15 protein-coding genes are annotated in these 15,795 nt (G+C 41.2%); 5 read left to right on the forward strand and 10 right to left on the reverse strand.

The window, feature by feature from the left end; translation table 11 throughout:
* Positions 1–86: 86 nt before the first annotated feature.
* The 3 genes from A8805_RS18955 to A8805_RS18965 are packed head-to-tail and all read right to left on the reverse strand — an operon-like array spanning position 87 to position 4,836.
* Positions 87–1,937 (reverse strand): ABC transporter ATP-binding protein, encoded by a 1,851-nt coding sequence (locus A8805_RS18955; RefSeq protein WP_109714089.1) that lies wholly within the window; start codon positions 1,935–1,937, stop codon positions 87–89.
* The gene (locus tag A8805_RS18960; RefSeq protein ID WP_109714091.1) at positions 1,930–4,356 is read right to left on the reverse strand and encodes an ABC transporter ATP-binding protein; all 2,427 of its coding nucleotides are present in this window, start codon (positions 4,354–4,356) and stop codon (positions 1,930–1,932) included. Before A8805_RS18960 ends, A8805_RS18955 begins: the two co-directional genes overlap by 8 nt.
* 21 nt (positions 4,357–4,377) lie before the next feature.
* Complete coding sequence (locus A8805_RS18965) at positions 4,378–4,836, reverse strand: MarR family winged helix-turn-helix transcriptional regulator (protein ID WP_109714093.1); 459 nt, start codon at positions 4,834–4,836, stop codon at positions 4,378–4,380.
* Between the two features lie 561 nt (positions 4,837–5,397).
* Here A8805_RS18965 and A8805_RS18970 point away from each other — a divergent pair.
* Complete coding sequence (locus A8805_RS18970) at positions 5,398–5,928, forward strand: response regulator transcription factor (RefSeq protein ID WP_109714095.1); 531 nt, start codon at positions 5,398–5,400, stop codon at positions 5,926–5,928.
* A 142-nt stretch (positions 5,929–6,070) separates the two neighbouring features.
* On the opposite strand, the gene A8805_RS18975 is transcribed toward A8805_RS18970, so the two are convergent.
* The 7 genes from A8805_RS18975 to A8805_RS19010 form a co-directional block, all read right to left on the reverse strand.
* Entirely contained in the window at positions 6,071–6,379 is a 309-nt protein-coding gene (locus A8805_RS18975) for a hypothetical protein (RefSeq protein ID WP_109714097.1), read from the reverse strand.
* A 297-nt stretch (positions 6,380–6,676) separates the two neighbouring features.
* On the reverse strand, positions 6,677–7,537 hold the full coding sequence (locus tag A8805_RS18985) for an MBL fold metallo-hydrolase (RefSeq protein ID WP_242992488.1): 861 nt from the start codon (positions 7,535–7,537) through the stop codon (positions 6,677–6,679).
* 184 nt (positions 7,538–7,721) lie between these two features.
* Positions 7,722–9,101, reverse strand: coding sequence for a Tm-1-like ATP-binding domain-containing protein (locus A8805_RS18990; RefSeq protein WP_109714099.1), 1,380 nt, complete (start codon positions 9,099–9,101; stop codon positions 7,722–7,724).
* Between the two features lie 37 nt (positions 9,102–9,138).
* Positions 9,139–9,966, reverse strand: a complete 828-nt coding sequence (locus tag A8805_RS18995; RefSeq protein ID WP_109714100.1) for a phosphoenolpyruvate hydrolase family protein — start codon at positions 9,964–9,966, stop codon at positions 9,139–9,141.
* A gap of 46 nt (positions 9,967–10,012) precedes the next feature.
* Entirely contained in the window at positions 10,013–10,495 is a 483-nt protein-coding gene (locus A8805_RS19000) for a DUF1097 domain-containing protein (protein WP_109714103.1), read from the reverse strand.
* 70 nt (positions 10,496–10,565) lie between these two features.
* Positions 10,566–11,441, reverse strand: coding sequence for an amidohydrolase family protein (locus tag A8805_RS19005; protein WP_109714104.1), 876 nt, complete (start codon positions 11,439–11,441; stop codon positions 10,566–10,568).
* 22 nt (positions 11,442–11,463) lie between these two features.
* Positions 11,464–12,735, reverse strand: a complete 1,272-nt coding sequence (locus A8805_RS19010) for a RuBisCO large subunit C-terminal-like domain-containing protein (RefSeq protein WP_109714105.1) — start codon at positions 12,733–12,735, stop codon at positions 11,464–11,466.
* Positions 12,736–13,074: 339 nt separating this feature from the next.
* Between A8805_RS19010 and A8805_RS19015 the strand changes: the two genes are divergently transcribed.
* The 4 genes from A8805_RS19015 to A8805_RS19030 form a co-directional block, all read left to right on the forward strand.
* Positions 13,075–13,854, forward strand: coding sequence for a DeoR/GlpR family DNA-binding transcription regulator (locus A8805_RS19015; protein ID WP_109714107.1), 780 nt, complete (start codon positions 13,075–13,077; stop codon positions 13,852–13,854).
* 266 nt (positions 13,855–14,120) lie between these two features.
* A complete protein-coding gene (locus A8805_RS22400) occupies positions 14,121–14,264 on the forward strand; it encodes a hypothetical protein (protein WP_207657731.1) in 144 nt (47 codons plus the stop codon).
* Between the two features lie 247 nt (positions 14,265–14,511).
* Positions 14,512–15,345 (forward strand): HAD-IIB family hydrolase, encoded by an 834-nt coding sequence (locus A8805_RS19025; RefSeq protein WP_109714111.1) that lies wholly within the window; start codon positions 14,512–14,514, stop codon positions 15,343–15,345.
* A 222-nt stretch (positions 15,346–15,567) separates the two neighbouring features.
* Positions 15,568–15,795: transposase (locus A8805_RS19030; RefSeq protein WP_181392922.1), on the forward strand; the 228-nt coding region annotated here is incomplete at its 3' end.

Here is a 15,795-nt window from a genome sequence, read left to right on the forward strand (position 1 = left end):
TTATGACTTGTGAGAGTGATTCCATAGATTAACCCCGTAAATGAATATCACTCTATATATATGATAAAACCCCTCACATTATTTATCTAACCTGCAGCTCTTTCAAATTGTGAATTATACAGCTCTGCATAGAATCCATTTCTCTGTATCAGCTCTTCATGATTTCCCTGCTCTACAATATCCCCGTCCTTCATGACAAGTATCAAGTCCGCATCCCGTATCGTTGACAATCTATGAGCAATTACAAAGCTGGTTCTTCCTTTCATCAAGGTGTCCATCGCTTTTTGTATCTGGATTTCCGTTCTGGTATCTACAGAACTGGTAGCCTCATCCAAGATTAATATTTTCGGATCTGCCAGAATAGCTCTCGCTATGGTTAATAGCTGTTTTTGTCCCTGAGATACGTTACTTGCTTCTTCGTTTAATTCCATATCATATCCTCCAGGAAGAGTCTGGACAAAACGGTGAACACGTGCTGCCTTGGCTGCTTCTATGACTTCTTCGTCTGTTGCACCCAGTTTTCCATAACGGATGTTATCTTTTATACTTCCGTGGAACAACCATGTGTCCTGAAGTACCATTCCAAACATTTGGCGCAGCTCTCCTCTGTTGAAGTCTCTTATATCGTGTCCGTTTACGAGAATCGCCCCGTCATTCACATCATAGAAACGCATCAGAAGTTTTATCATTGTAGTCTTTCCAGCTCCGGTTGGGCCTACAATCGCGATTTTCTGACCTTCCTGTACTTTTGTAGAGAAATCATTGATGATAATTTTATCTTCATTGTAACCAAAATGTACATGGTCAAATTCAACGTCACCCCGCAGCCCTTCTATAGATACCGGATTCGAAACAATTTGTTCCTCCTCCTCTTCCTCCAGGAATTCAAATACACGCTCAGACGCTGCTGCTGTAGACTGCAGAAGGTTTGCCACCTGTGCCACCTGCTGGATTGGCTGGGTAAAAGTTCTCACATATTGTATAAAAGACTGGATATCACCGACTTCAATTGTCTTTTTTACAGCCAGATATCCACCCAGAATTACCACTGCTACATAACCAAGGTTTCCTACGAACTGCATAATCGGCATCATCATACCAGATATAAACTGAGATTTCCATGCGGAATCATACAGTTTATTATTGGTTTCCTCAAATTCTGTAATAACGTCTGTTTCTTTGTTAAATGCTTTGACGATATTATGCCCGCCGTAAACCTCTTCTACCTGGCCGTTTACTTCTCCCAGAAATTCCTGCTGCCCGCGGAAATATTTCTGAGAGTGTTTCATAATTACAGAAATAAGTCCTATGGATATCGGAAGTATGAGGAGGGCCACAACTGTCATCAGCGGGCTGATTGACAGCATCATTACAAGTACACCAATAATCATGGTAACAGAAGTAATCATCTGCGTTGCGCTCTGATTCAGGCTCTGTCCCAGAGTATCAATATCATTGGTAACACGGGAGAGCACCTCTCCATGAGTTTTGGTATCAAAATAATTCATAGGCATCCGGTTGATTTTCTCGGAAAGTTCTTTCCTCAACTGGTATGTCATTTTCTGTGAGATTCCTGTCATCAAAAATCCCTGGACAAAGGTACATAATGCACTTACGAGGTACAAGCTTAGAACAAAGCCTAGAATCCGCCCTATTTTCTCAAAATTCATACCATCCCCGCCGGACACTTTACTGACCAGACCGTTAAAAATCTCTGTGGTCGCCTTTCCAAGCATCTTAGGTCCTATAATATTAAATACAGTTCCGCCAATGGCAAATATGACAATCACAAATAACTGGACTTTATATTTACTCATATACGCAAGCAGCTTTTTTAGGGTACCCTTCAGGTCTTTTGGTTTCTCACCGGGAGCCATTCCATCCATCGGACCGCCGCCTATTCTTCTTTTTCCTGCTCCTCTGTTCTCTCTACTCATGGCTGTTTTCCTCCTTTCCTGCGTTGTCTGACTCTGCATCTCCCAGACCTGCCTTCAGTTCTTTTTCTGAGAGCTGGGAAGCTGCAATCTGATGATATACTTCGCAATTCTTTAAAAGCTCCTGATGGGTTCCTATTCCTGCAATCATACCCTCATCCAGAACAATAATCTGCTCTGCATGCAGAATAGTGCTGATACGCTGAGCAACAATCAGAACCGTACTGCCTGCGGTCTTCTCTTTTAGAGCTTTTCTCAGAATTACATCTGTCTTGTAATCTAATGCAGAAAAACTATCATCAAAAATAAATACGTCCGGATGTTTAGCTATCGCTCTCGCTATGGACAGACGCTGTTTTTGTCCTCCTGATACATTGGTTCCTCCTTGTGCAATTGGGCTTTCATATTTTTCAGATTTCTCTTCTATAAATTCCAGTGCCTGTGCAATCTCAGCCGCTTCCTTCATCTCCGCTTCACTGCCGCCCGGATTACCATACATAATGTTAGATGCTATATCTCCGGAAAACAGTACACCTTTCTGTGGAACATAACCCAGCTTACTGCGCAGGTCGTGCTGCGTAATTTCACGAACGTCAACTCCATCCAATGTAACGGAACCTTCTGTTACATCATAAAATCTGGGAATCAAATTTACTAATGTAGACTTACCGCTTCCCGTACTTCCGATAATCGCTGTTGTCTCACCCGGCTTCGCTTCAAAATCTATGTTATGGAGTACATCCTCGTCAGCGCCCGGATACCGGAACGATACATTGTTGAATTTTAAGACACCTTTTATATTTTCCGGTAATTTTTTAGGCTCTTTCGGATCATGGATTGCAGTTTTACTTATTAACACCTTATCTACACGGTCTGCCGCAACAGCAGCTCTAGGAAGCATAATGGAAATCATGCACAACATCAGGAAGCTGAAAATAATCTGCATTGTATACTGGATAAATGCCATCAAATCCCCGACCTGCATCTGTCCCTCGTTGATTCCATGAGCTCCGGTCCATACAATCAACACGGAAATTCCATTCATAATCAGCAACATAACCGGCATCATGAATGTCATAGCACGGTTTACAAATAAATTCGTTCTTGTCAGATCCTTATTTGCTGCATCAAAGCGTTCCTCCTCATGCTTCTCCGTAGAGAATGCACGGATAACAGGAAGACCTGTCAATATCTCCCGCGTTACCAGATTTAATTTATCAACTAAAGTCTGCAGTATTTTAAACTTAGGCATTGCCACAGTAAAGAGTACCAAAACTACCAGGCCAATCAGAATAACAGCAAGACCTATAATCCATGACATGGATACATTGGTATGGAATACCTTGTAAATTCCTCCGATTGCCATGATCGGTGCATACAGGACCATTCTTAAAAGCATGACAGCCAGCATCTGAATCTGCTGAATATCATTGGTACTTCTTGTAATCAAAGATGCAGTGGAAAATTTGTCAAACTCATTATTTGAGAATCCTACGACCTTTCTGAAGACCTGGCCTCTCAAATCGCGCCCTGCGGAAGCTCCTACCCGGGCTGCCATAAAGCCAACCAGGATACTTGCTGCCATTCCGACAAATGCCAGACTCAGCATCTTTGCTCCCATTGACAGAAGATAGCTGTTTTGCAATTTGACAGTATTCACATTCAGCCGGGTATATGAATCCTTGATATATACAGACGCCGCCTGGGCTATCATTGACTCCGGCATGTCAGATAATTTATCTTTTATCTGCCCTGTCACCTCAGAACGCTGGTCATCCGGAATCATTTCAAACAATTCAAATGCATCTGCATCTTCAATTTTTTTCAACTGGGCATCTATCTGCCCCTGAGCCTGCTTCTTGGCTTCAGCCTGCCGCGCTGCCAGTGCTGCCTTCTGTTCATCGGGCATCTGTCCGGCAGCTTCACCCATCTGTGTAGATGCAGCTTCATCCATCTGCTTCTGCACTGCCTCTTGTATGGAAGTCTTCATATTTTCTTTCATGGTATCTTCCATCTTCTTTGACATATCACTTTCGGATTCAAAACCATTTACAAGCAGCATTGGTTCTCCGAGAATGGAAGATAACTTTGAAACCGTCTCCTCATTTTCCGCTGCTTCGCTTTTCAGGATGTACACCGGACCTTCATAATCGTAACCTGTATCTTTATCCTTAAGCGCATAGGCATCTTTCACCGTATCTATATCACTGCTGTCAACAAAAAGCAGAAGTTTATCCATATCCTCCTGCGCCAGCGCATCTGGTATAGATTCATCAATCCCTCCCTGCTGGATACCGACATTTACAATATCGGACGTATACCCGGGAAGTGACAAATCACAGTATGCCTGTATGATGAGGGCAGCCAGAATTACAATCATGACTTTCCAGTATACCCCCACATACTTAATTAAATTTTTCATAATATCTCCCTTTCTGCAATCTTATAAAGTTATATTGGAGAATTCTTTATCCTGTCTCAGGTTCTCCTCCACCTGAATTAACAGTCTGCGAAGCAGCAGTCTCTCCTCCTGACTCATACCCCTGAACATCACTTCGTCCATCCGTTCTGCTACTTCTTTCGTATGTTTAAGACATGCAATCCCCTTTTCCGTTAAACTTAGGCGCATAATCCTCTGGTCCTTGTCGTCAGGCTTGCGCCTGATAAGTTCCAACTTTTCCATTTTCTGAATGGCAGCAGTAATAGACGGAGGGGTAACATGCATTCTTGATGCCAGTTCCCGCTGGGATACCTCCCCACAATAATTCAGCATAAACAGGATTCCCGCATGCCCCGGCTTTAAACCATACTGCCCGAATAAAGCCTTTGCCTGACTTCCATTCATATGCATAATCCGACTCATAATCCCCATTGTAGGCATATGGTTGATATCACATTCCATATTGTCCTCCTTCCCCGACTTTTGACTAAAAAACTCTAACCCAATTAATTAAACGTCTAACGGTTATATTAGTAGTATTATAAAAATAAGTCAATGTAATGTTTTATATTTCACAAATTTTTAACATTTTTGTCTATATATTAGTTAGTTTATATAACTAATTTAATGTTCGCTTTACGGTATCTGATAAAGTAGATATCCCGAATTATTTATATGTATTCATAAAAGACATTTCCATCAGGCTAATGCTGTGACCTCCTCTTATGTTGTCCAAAAAAGCGTGGAAAAATCGGTTAAACTATGGTATGTTAAATAAAGAAAGTCGCCTGAGATAATGAACCATACTCAGCCGACAGTAATTCCAGTAAATAATAGTTTGAATCCACTTTTTCTATAAATGTTTTCTTATTCTGACATATATGAACAATTTACTCGTCGGAAAACCCAAATACCTCATATAGTACATCAATTAAAATAGGTTCTTTACTAATACTTGACATAAAACTATAATTATATATAAAATTTAAAGCCTATATAATTTGGAAAGGACGTGATTTGTATATGGTATCCATTTTACTAATAGAGGATGATCGTGCATTAGCAATGGAATTAGTTTCTTTTCTTAAAGAGAATCATTATTCTGTAGATTGGGCAGAAAATGGAAAGAAGGCAACATATTTAATCGATTCAAATCATTATGACTTGTGCCTGCTCGATATTGGGCTACCAGATTGTTCTGGCTTTGAACTATGTAAAGTATTCAGAGCTCGGTTTCATGATCCAATTATCATGTTAACTGCTTATGATAGTGAAAATGATATTATAACTGGTTTAGAAGCTGGTGCTGATGATTATATTACAAAACCCTATTCGCTTAGGATTCTGTACTCACGCATCACATCTCAACTCAGAAGAAAAAAGTCGGATGATAAGCAAGAACTTAGAAGTTTGCTCAGCGGTGAACTTCTCATAGATATCCTACATCGTACGATTTCTTGTAATGGGGAAACATTGTCAATCAGTAATACCGAATATAAGTTATGTGTTGCACTCGCCAAAAGCGATGGACAGATTATGCCAAGAGAGCTGTAAGTGGTAAACTATAACCAGCAGATTTAGGCAAATAAAATCCAGCAACTATTACGAATGCACCGATGAATGATATACTATGATCTCTCGGAATCCTGATTGATCATGCCAGCTTTGCTGGCAAGTGTACTTTGAAAAGTAAATATTATCCATGAAATAAAAAATGAGTATGAATTCGGAGAAGCTCATCAATAGATTTACACTGATTTGAAAAGTATTTGATGATATGTCGCAGCACAATGTCCATTTCAAATCTTGCTTCTCCGATGAGTGTATTTTCATCAAGAATGTTCGCTATTAAGATTGAGCCTTCATCAAAAGCTTTATACTTTGATTTAATAACAGCAGCTGAAAAATCCACTTTGCCTGTGTCGGCCAGTGAATTTAGCATTCTGACAACACGTTTTTGAAACCTGAGATACTCGGGGCAGATTTCTTCATTGGTGCATCGCATTTCTTCTGTTTTTAAAAACCTATATTTCTCATTTATTTCAGCAAGAATAAAGATAAGCGGTTAAACATTTGCATCTGTTGCAAAGGCCTCTGAACCCATTGGTGAAATTGTGACGTAAAGGGTTAATTCTAGATATGTTTGTCCCGGTAGTATTTCCCCTTTTGCAATGTTTAGAACAACGGCAATTACATTATCGCTATTTTACTGGATTTTAATACCCATTTTGTCTCGGGATCATCTATACTTCATTCATAGTTTTTATAACTACTATTATTTTGTATTCCACACGGCCTCTGCCTACAATTCCAGAATGTCACCGTCGTCCGGAACCCACACATTTCCTTTAAAATATTTAGCGGCCTCGGCAGTATACAGTTCTTTTCTTCTCCCATAGGTTGTTTCATCCTCTGTATGCCACAAAATCAGATTCTTCACATGGTAACGATTCGCATTTTCCGCTCCCTCCCGAACGGTTGCATGATGATACTGGTAGGGATTGTAGTAGTCCCGCTCTGCATACAGGCAAAACGCTTCCGACAGCATCCATTCCGCCCCTTCTGCATACATTTCACATCCAGATGCAAGAGGCTCGTCCCCCAGAAAAACCAAGGTTTTTCCTTCTTTATAACACATAGAAAATCCAAACTGCCTGGCCTTGGTCGAGTGAATATCAAAATATGTAATATGATAATCCAGCACATCCATCTCCTGTCCATCCTCGACCACAACCATATGGATTCTGTCATCAAACATTGCATACTCAGCCGGCTGCAGAAGCATTTGACAAATCAACTTAACCTTCTCACACACCACATCATGCCCGTACATGAAAAAATCCCCCTCATATTCTCCGCGCCCCATAAGGTATGCCGTATAACGGAGCACCCATACCATTCCCAGCAGATGATCCGTGTGCTCGTGACTCAAAAAGGCATGATGCAGCTTGGCAAAATCCAGATTTAGATTCGAAAATTGGTGCAGAATACCGTCTCCGCCGCCTCCATCGACTAAAAAATACTTGCTTCCATCATCCAGTAGAAAACTGGTGTTATAATATTTTTTTACAATTGCAGTTCCCGTCCCCAGAACAATCATTCGTATTGATCTGTCCTCATCGCTTTGTCCTCTTTTTTTTACAATATGGTATTTGTTATTCATGTTCCTATCCTTCCCTTGCTTTCTTGCATTTTCATCTGTCCTTCCATTCCTTAATATTTCCAATAACCCAAACATTTGCTAACATCATTTTCAACCAAAACTGTGATCCAGAAGATGCACAAAACGCCGCCGATACAGCGTGACATCGCGCTGTACCAGTGGCTTCTTAATTTATTTTACACATTTATTCTATAACATATGGAAGATCTCTGTACATCCCTTTTTTCCATTTCCCCTGAAGCATATCGTCCATAATCTGATTGCACAAATCTGCGAACTCAGATTCTACAATATTCAGGTCAGCAATGATCAGATCCAGATTCTCATTGCTTTTATCGAATTTTTCTTCAAGAATCTTCTTCATTACGGTAGAACGTTTTGAGAACGTAGGATTCTCCTCATCCGGTTCCCACTGCGGTGCATCTCCATTCCCCGCTGCCCATCCTCTTTCGAGACTGCACACCTCTTCACACTGATCATAAGCAGACCACCCCTGCATCGGAAGTACAAATGCTGTCGGGCCCTTTGTTGTATTCAGTTTTTCTGCATAATATTCAGAAAGCTCCTCAATCTCTTCCATGGTCGGATACATGATGGTCACACCCTCATTGTGTATGTAAGGAAGTCCTGTTTCACGATATGTCTTTCGCTTGCCGCTCTTATAATCGTCCAAATATTCCTGTTTCATAGAAGAAATCGGACCATATGCCGATTGGTCACATCCACCCGGTGTAACAATCTGTGGAATCCCCATATCTGAAGCTGCAGTCACACGTTCTCCTTTCCATGTATCCGGAGTTCCATAGACACTATCGTACATATTATTGGTTAACTCTCCAGTTGTCAAATCAATAATTGCTGTAATCTGCCCTGATCGAATCAAGTCTTCCATTGTCGCTCCTGTGCCAACTTGATGGATAATAATTGTATCCCATCCCTTTTTATTAAAATACTCGCTGCAGCGATTTACTGTATGAGTCGTTGTTCCATAAGCAGTAATCGCCATCAGTGGCTTTGTATCTTCTGTCGCTACATCCCCGACCTTTGCCATAGCCACAACTGCTGCTGCCGCATTAGCAATCATTTTTCTTGTCACTATGTTAATCCCCTGCTCTGCGGTTGGATTCATAATGTAAATATCTTTATTTCCAAGCCATTGACTGACATCACTTGAAGCCATATCTGTCATCATAATTTTCGGTACACCGAACGGAAGCGCTCTCATTAAATATGTAACAGTTGTAGTCCCCATAGAACCGGCCCATGAGATGATTCCATCGACTTCTCCTGCTTCATACATCTGCATGACTTTTACTGCTCCTGCCTCGCCCACTGTTTTCACCGCAGTTGATCTCGGATCTTTAAATACATTTTCCTGTTTTTCTCCAATAGCATCCAGAACGTCCTGAAGGGAAATATCCGGCCAGTCACATGGAACACCACAGCCACAATTCAGCACTCTCACTTCTCCTCCGGCTTTTCTCACTTCCTCCGCCAGGAATTTCAACTCTGTAAACTTTGTATCACACATACCTGCCACTATGATTTTCGGTTTATTCGACATATGATTTCTCCTCTCTGATTTCAGCTATTTAACAACTCTACAATGTAATCTCTTTATATTCTTCTGTCGCCGCTAATACGGCTTTTTCAATTGGCATACGCTCTGCCGCCGACCCTCCGATGAAGCCTACTGCGTCTGTCCGCTCTACCACATATGCGGCCTCCTTCGGTCCCTTCATCGGCCCGCCATGTGCAAACAGAATGACATCCGGGTTCACAGCCTTAGCCGCATCAAAAATACGCTGGCTCATTTCTGTCGCCTCATCCAGGGTCAGATGGCTCTTAGCTCCCTTCATTCCGCCTACTGTCGATCCTACATGCGACGCAATCGCCGGGCATCCAACCTCAGCAAGAATCGTCGCCTCCTCCGGGGTAAATGCATATGCCAGGGAGAACATCCCCACCTTATGTGCCTCACCCACAAAGTCAACTTCGCGCTCCCATCCCATATCAATCTGTGCCATCTGTTCCATAATCGCATCTCCATAAATCTTCATCATAAATGGATTAATACCAGAAATTCCTGCATCCCACAACCGCTGAAGATGCTCTTTATGCGGATACAACGGGTTGGTTCCCCCCGAGAGCGACAAAATCGGTGCATTCGACACATTTGCCACAATTTCCGGAGCCAGTTCCATGATGATCTCATTGATATCACAATACGGCATGAGTGGTGCCAGTGAACCTTGTCCTTTCATTCTCCAGTAGCTTGTCGCCGATACACAGATAAGATCCGCCCCACCTTTTTCCTGCAGCTTTGCAGTCAGTCCACATCCGCAGTTCGGCATGAATAACATCTTCTTTTTCTCCATCTGATTTTTTAATAATGCGATAACTTCCTCTTCTTTATAACGCTTTGCCATAATTCCTTCTCCTCTCTTTTCACTTCTGATTTATATTCGCTGCTGATCAGCTTGCTTTTTCGCTCTCAGCATTTCCATTCCTGCCTTCTAACAGATCTCCAAGTTTCTCTCCAAGCACGCTGGATATCCATGCCAGCACATTTCCAACAACCAGTGCGTATATTACGCCTTTGGCATCAAACCCAGTCCCAAAGTAGCAGGAGCATCCGACAAACGCACCTGGAATAAAATTCAATATCGAAATGTGCGACTGCAGGCACATTACAATCACAATAATGACCACACTGATTCCCAATGAAAATGGTATCGGCAAGAGTTCAGACAGCATCAGTATAACCCAGCCCCAGAATACTCCGCTGATATTGGTTGCCGTAGATCTCTTCAACCCATCCACTCCGCATCCACTTGCATAGAATGACAACATTCCGATAAAAAACACCCAGCTAATCATTTGAATAGGTCCACTCAACTCCGTTATGATTCCTGCGATTACACCAGCACTGATTCCAATCCCCAAAGTTTTTTTCATACACCTTCTCCTCCATTCCACCAATTATAATAAGTTCCCTTTTCAGTTCAAGCAAGTCTCGGCAAGCTTTCTAGAAAATGCCATATTTCTCACAGAATTTCTCTGCATTTTTATATAACATATCTTCAATGTCCTTTTTATCAATCACACTGTCACTCCGCTGCTCCGTCAAATAGTTTTGAATAATGTCCACAGTTTTCTTCTGCGAATAGAAGGGATAGTCTGAACCTAGCATGAGTTTGTCTGTTGTCCCAGACCAGATTTTTACTGTTTCCATTAATTCTTTTAATTGAAGCCATTCTTTTCCCGGAATTCTGCCAAAATTCGTACTGATATCTGCATAGACATTGGAATGTTTCCTTAAAAGTTCTGCTGTTTCATGATAATGTATCCTCCCTGCATGACCCATAATGACAGGAAGGTTCGGAAACTTGCACGCCACATTATCCAGCCGCCTTGGTTCTCCAAAACAATCCCTCACCCCACTTAATCCAATTCCACCTGTGTGAAACAGAATTGGGAATCTGCGCTTTTCAAGCCATTCATACATTGGAAACAGCCGTTCATCATCGGGGTAGAATCTTTGAATATTCGGATGCAGCTTCACTCCTTTAAAGCATCCTTTTGACATCAAATCTTCCAACACCGCAATGTTATTCTTATCAAACACCTTTACCGTGCAAAAAGCCATCAATCGTCCGTCTGACAATTCCACCTGTTCGCGGACATATTCATGAAACACTTTCAGCTCCGCATTCGTTTCTTTCCCATCAAAAGCAAGAGTACTTACAATTGCTTTGCCGATGCCACATTCATCCATCGACTTCAGTATTTCGCTGCAGGTCATCCGGATGGTCTGCCCCTCTCTTCTCTTTTGTGCAAAATACGCTTCCATATAAACCGGAGATAACTCAGCCGGCCATAAATGTGTATGTACATCTATCATCGTTCTATCTATTCACCTCGCCTCACTTTGTCCACATTCCTTTCGAATCCTCTAATTCCGGCGAATCCGCCGCTGCCTCTTCCAACGTCTTTCCACTCATCTCTGCATCCACTGCATCCAACATTGCTTTCACGCCAGCCCTGGCTCCCATCGGATGGCCCTGAATCGCCCCACCCGGTGCAAGCATGATGTCTGTCCCGAGATCCTGAACCAATTGATGCACGATTCCCGGATTCACACCTCCTCCACAGGATGGCAGTGTCGGTTTTATTCCATAAATCGGAAGTGTCAGCTCATGCGCTGTGCGGATATATTTCGTTTTTTTGAGCGGATACCCACCATATGGAGTATTCATCATAACAATATCCGCTCCTAACATTCTTGGGAATTTTCCAAGAATAATATTAGACGCAATGCCCGACCTGGCACCTTCATAAAATGGTCCTGTACCTGCATAATGCCCCATAATTGGAGTCGAAATATGCTCCCGAAGCATCTGCAGTGCCCCGAGTCCCACTGCCGAGAAGTTTACCATCAAAACTTCAGCCCCAGCTTCCACTGCATTTTTTGCATTTTCCAGTAGCCTGTCAATATGGTCTGTAATATTAGGAATATATATCGTCTTCTTCCCTGTTATTTCAAATGCTACCTCCGCCGCCCTGGTATATTCCCTGACACGTTCCTTCAGCGGACAAAATGCAGGGTTACCCAAAAGCTCATCATCCTTTATGAAATCAATCCCGCCCAGTGCTGTCTCGTAGAAGATTTTCGCACCTTCCTCAGGACTGAATCCAATACACGGCTTTATCATATTCAACAGCATCGGTCTTTCTTCCACTCCACAGAGCCTGCGGATACCTTCTATGCCATATGCCGGACCGGGAAACTGATGAGCCAGTTCTTCCGGTATGGATAAATCAATTATTTTCGCTTTGACTGAGGTTGACGCATCATTTCCCAGAATTGTTGTCAAGAGCAATGGGATGCTGTTTTCAAAGTTGACTACCGGATATGCGATTTGAAAAATGTAATTTTTCCAATTTGTCTCCTCTACTTCCACAAGATCGTCCGGACTCAGATCAAACACATTAATGATTTTTCCCATATGATGTCTTCGCATCTCTTCTGTAATGCCGGGTACCGGAAGCCATGTCCCGATGGTCTGTCCAACAGCCATATTTTTTGCTTTTTCATATGGATCAACGTGATAAGGAAGTTCCACATAATATGATACGATGCAGTACTCTTTATCCTGCATGTTTTCATTTAGTGCAAATAATGTGTCACTGTTCATAATCACTCTCCTTTCAAAAGAACATATTTAACATTTGTTATCACGAAGGCCCTTCAAAATAATTGTTTTGTTCTTTACGTACATGATAATTCAACTATATCAAAATATCAATTAATATTATCTTCATTTATGTTGTTATTTTAACATTTCTTTTTTCTTTTGTTTTTTTTTAACGCTTTTCTTTTATTTTATCATCATTTTTAACAATTTATCTAGTAAATACCCTCTCTTTTTCTATATTTTCTATTAACATAGACGTTTATGGTTTCTTTTTATTGTTATTTTTTCACACAAATGATATAATAAAGTAAATATAATAACATTTTAAGGAGATCTGTTATGAAAAAAAAAGAACAACGAATCAATGATGTGATGTCACTCATTCGAGAACAACCTACCATATCCGTAAAAAATCTGGCAGAGATTCTTGATGTATCTGAGATGACCATAAGACGAGACCTTACATACCTGAAGTCCTCCAATGCCCTGACCCAGTCTCTCGGCATGAACTTTATTAACTCTGAGTCCAACGCAGTTCATCCTCCTATGATGTATGATTTTACACACGAACTGCGAAAAAACTCTGAAGTCAAAGATCGTATCGCACAATTTGCCTCTTCCCTCATCAGCCCAAGAGACATACTGATTTTAGATTCCAGTACCACCGTGAGCAAAATGGTTCCCTATATTCCGGGAAATGTTGATCTGACGGTTATTTGTTATAATTATCATATACTGAGCCAACTGCCCAAAAACGAATCCCTGAATCTGATATTTACCGGCGGTGTCTACAACAAACAGCTGCAGATGTTCGAGTCCTCCGAAGGAATCAATATTATTAAGGCACACCGTGCAAACAAGTTCTTTTTCTCAGCCTCCGGAATACATGAACAGCTTGGAATGACCTGTTCCTATCCCTTCGAAGTGCTCACAAAAAGAGCGAGCCTGTCCTCTTCAGGAACAAAGATCCTGCTGACAGATTCCAGCAAATTCGGTGTGATCACGACATCCTATTTCGCCAAGGTAAACGAATGTGATATCATTATTACAGATTCCGGTATTTCAAAAGAATGGATTAAGATTATCGAAGATTTGGGCATTCAGCTGCATATTGTATAGGGCAGATATATGTGAGTGGGAAAGCATCTGTTTCCTTCGGAGCAGTATTACATACATATATTTTTCCATTTTCTTGTGTAAATACCGCTTCATCTAGCCGCGATCCGTCCCCTCCTCGAAGTAAAGACGGCATTAGAAGAACAGGAAAAAGAAAATGCAGGTATTATAGCTTTCGTATTACCTGTAACACCGCGGGAAACAGCTATTTTGCAGACCACCCCGAAATGATACTCGGCAAAATAGAAATGAAAAGCAGCCAGTTTGGTATGGAAAGCACCTGTACCCCTGTTTCCATCATTGCAAAGCTTCGAAATGAGATTTTTTATTCTTTCCCTGACCTTAAAGTAGCCGTTGCCAAGAAACTTTACGAGTTCAATCATGAATATGCGAGAATACTGTTCCAAGAATAAGATTCAATAACTAATCAGGTGGAGCTAAGAGGCGAACCGTTGGTTCGCTAAGAAAAACTGCTGGAGCGGAACTGGGTTCCGCTCCGGAGCCTTCACCGTGAAATATTCACCTCTTTGCAAAAGGGGTCAACACGAACAACCCGATATCAACTCCCCAATTTCTCATAACTCGCTTTTTCATCTAATTTGCGTTATACTAGAAGATAGGTCACTATAACATGTTTTCCAAAAGGAGGGGTTAAATTTTATGAAATCCAAAACACTCTATGTATCCGACCTCGATGGAACACTTCTTGCCCCTGATGGGTTTTTAAGTGAAAAGAGCTGCCAGATTTTAAATGAAGTTATAAGAGACGGGGGTAAATTCAGTATTGCCACCTCCAGAAACCTGACTGCATTTTTAGCAAGGACAAAAGGTCTTGATTTTCAGATCCCAGTTATTCTTAATACTGGTGCCTGCATTTATGACCTTAAAGTAAAACACTATAAGTTTGTAGAACCTATACCATTTCATGCTTTAATAAATTTGAAACAGAAACTCGATAAAAACAGAATTGGTGGCTTTATATATACATTAAGGGACGAGCAGCTATGGCTGATTTATGAACGATATTATGATGACTGTGATTATATGTATTTGGAAAAACGCAAGTTACTGTACCCTTCCATAGCCATGACTTCAGAACAGCTTCTATCACAAAAGGATGAATTCACTCCCATTTTCTTCGTGGCTTATGGCTCCTATGAAAAAATTCAATCCGTAAGACAAATCGAAAGCACACTTTCTGATATTAAGGGAACAATGAGTCATGATGTTTATAGTAATAATTATTTTATAGAATTTACTGAATGTTCCGTTTCAAAAGCTTCAGCTATTCAGAAACTAAAAAATTCTCTGGATGTTGATGAAATCGTAGCTTTTGGTGACAATACAAATGACATAGAAATGCTCACCCAGGCTGACCGGTCCTATGTAACTGCCAATGGTATTTCTGACGTAAAATCTCTTGCCACAAGAATTATTGGCAGCAATAACGAGGATAGTGTTGCACAGTTTATAAAAAGAGACTTTTATTCATAGCTTAAAATACCCACAGTGTAAAAAGGGTGATTCCTTTTATGCTGTGGGTATTTTAAATACGGAATAGATATATCATAAATATTGGGAGTGTAAGATAGAGTGTGAAGTTCATTTTGAGGGAGTGTAAGATAGAGTGTGTAAGTTCAAAATGAACTTCACACTCTGTTTTTTTGTCAGGATATGTTAAACTAAACAACAGAGAAAAGGAAGGATAGAACTACTATGGCAAGAAGAAAACGTGACCCTAAAAAAGATGCACTGGTACAGGCAATACTGAATCAGTACCAACCGGAAAACGTCGGAGACATGCAGGATGCTTTGAAAGATATCTTCGGCCCTATGTTTGAATCAATGCTTCAGGGAGAAATGAAAGATCATCTGGGTTATGAGAGTAATGACCGACAGGAAAAGGAGGGGACAAACCGCAGAAATGGATATTCAGCCAAAACA

Source organism: Faecalicatena contorta (assembly GCF_003149105.1).
Lineage (GTDB): Bacteria > Bacillota > Clostridia > Lachnospirales > Lachnospiraceae > Muricomes > Muricomes contortus_C.

Excerpts from the sequence above, each read along its gene's own strand:
- A8805_RS18965 (WP_109714093.1), bottom strand. The coding sequence starts at position 4,836 with ATGGAATGTGATATCAACCATATGCCTACAATGGGGATTATGAGTCGG.
- A8805_RS18995 (WP_109714100.1), bottom strand. The coding sequence starts at position 9,966 with ATGGCAAAGCGTTATAAAGAAGAGGAAGTTATCGCATTATTAAAAAAT.
- A8805_RS18985 (WP_242992488.1), bottom strand. The coding sequence starts at position 7,537 with ATGAATAACAAATACCATATTGTAAAAAAAAGAGGACAAAGCGATGAG.
- A8805_RS19000 (WP_109714103.1), bottom strand. The coding sequence starts at position 10,495 with ATGAAAAAAACTTTGGGGATTGGAATCAGTGCTGGTGTAATCGCAGGA.
- A8805_RS18975 (WP_109714097.1), bottom strand. The coding sequence starts at position 6,379 with ATGCGATGCACCAATGAAGAAATCTGCCCCGAGTATCTCAGGTTTCAA.
- A8805_RS18960 (WP_109714091.1), bottom strand. The coding sequence starts at position 4,356 with ATGAAAAATTTAATTAAGTATGTGGGGGTATACTGGAAAGTCATGATT.
- A8805_RS19005 (WP_109714104.1), bottom strand. The coding sequence starts at position 11,441 with ATGATAGATGTACATACACATTTATGGCCGGCTGAGTTATCTCCGGTT.
- A8805_RS19010 (WP_109714105.1), bottom strand. The coding sequence starts at position 12,735 with ATGAACAGTGACACATTATTTGCACTAAATGAAAACATGCAGGATAAA.
- A8805_RS18990 (WP_109714099.1), bottom strand. The coding sequence starts at position 9,101 with ATGTCGAATAAACCGAAAATCATAGTGGCAGGTATGTGTGATACAAAG.
- A8805_RS19025 (WP_109714111.1), top strand. The coding sequence starts at position 14,512 with ATGAAATCCAAAACACTCTATGTATCCGACCTCGATGGAACACTTCTT.
- A8805_RS19015 (WP_109714107.1), top strand. The coding sequence starts at position 13,075 with ATGAAAAAAAAAGAACAACGAATCAATGATGTGATGTCACTCATTCGA.
- A8805_RS18955 (WP_109714089.1), bottom strand. The coding sequence starts at position 1,937 with ATGAGTAGAGAGAACAGAGGAGCAGGAAAAAGAAGAATAGGCGGCGGT.
- A8805_RS22400 (WP_207657731.1), top strand. The coding sequence starts at position 14,121 with ATGGAAAGCACCTGTACCCCTGTTTCCATCATTGCAAAGCTTCGAAAT.
- A8805_RS18970 (WP_109714095.1), top strand. The coding sequence starts at position 5,398 with ATGGTATCCATTTTACTAATAGAGGATGATCGTGCATTAGCAATGGAA.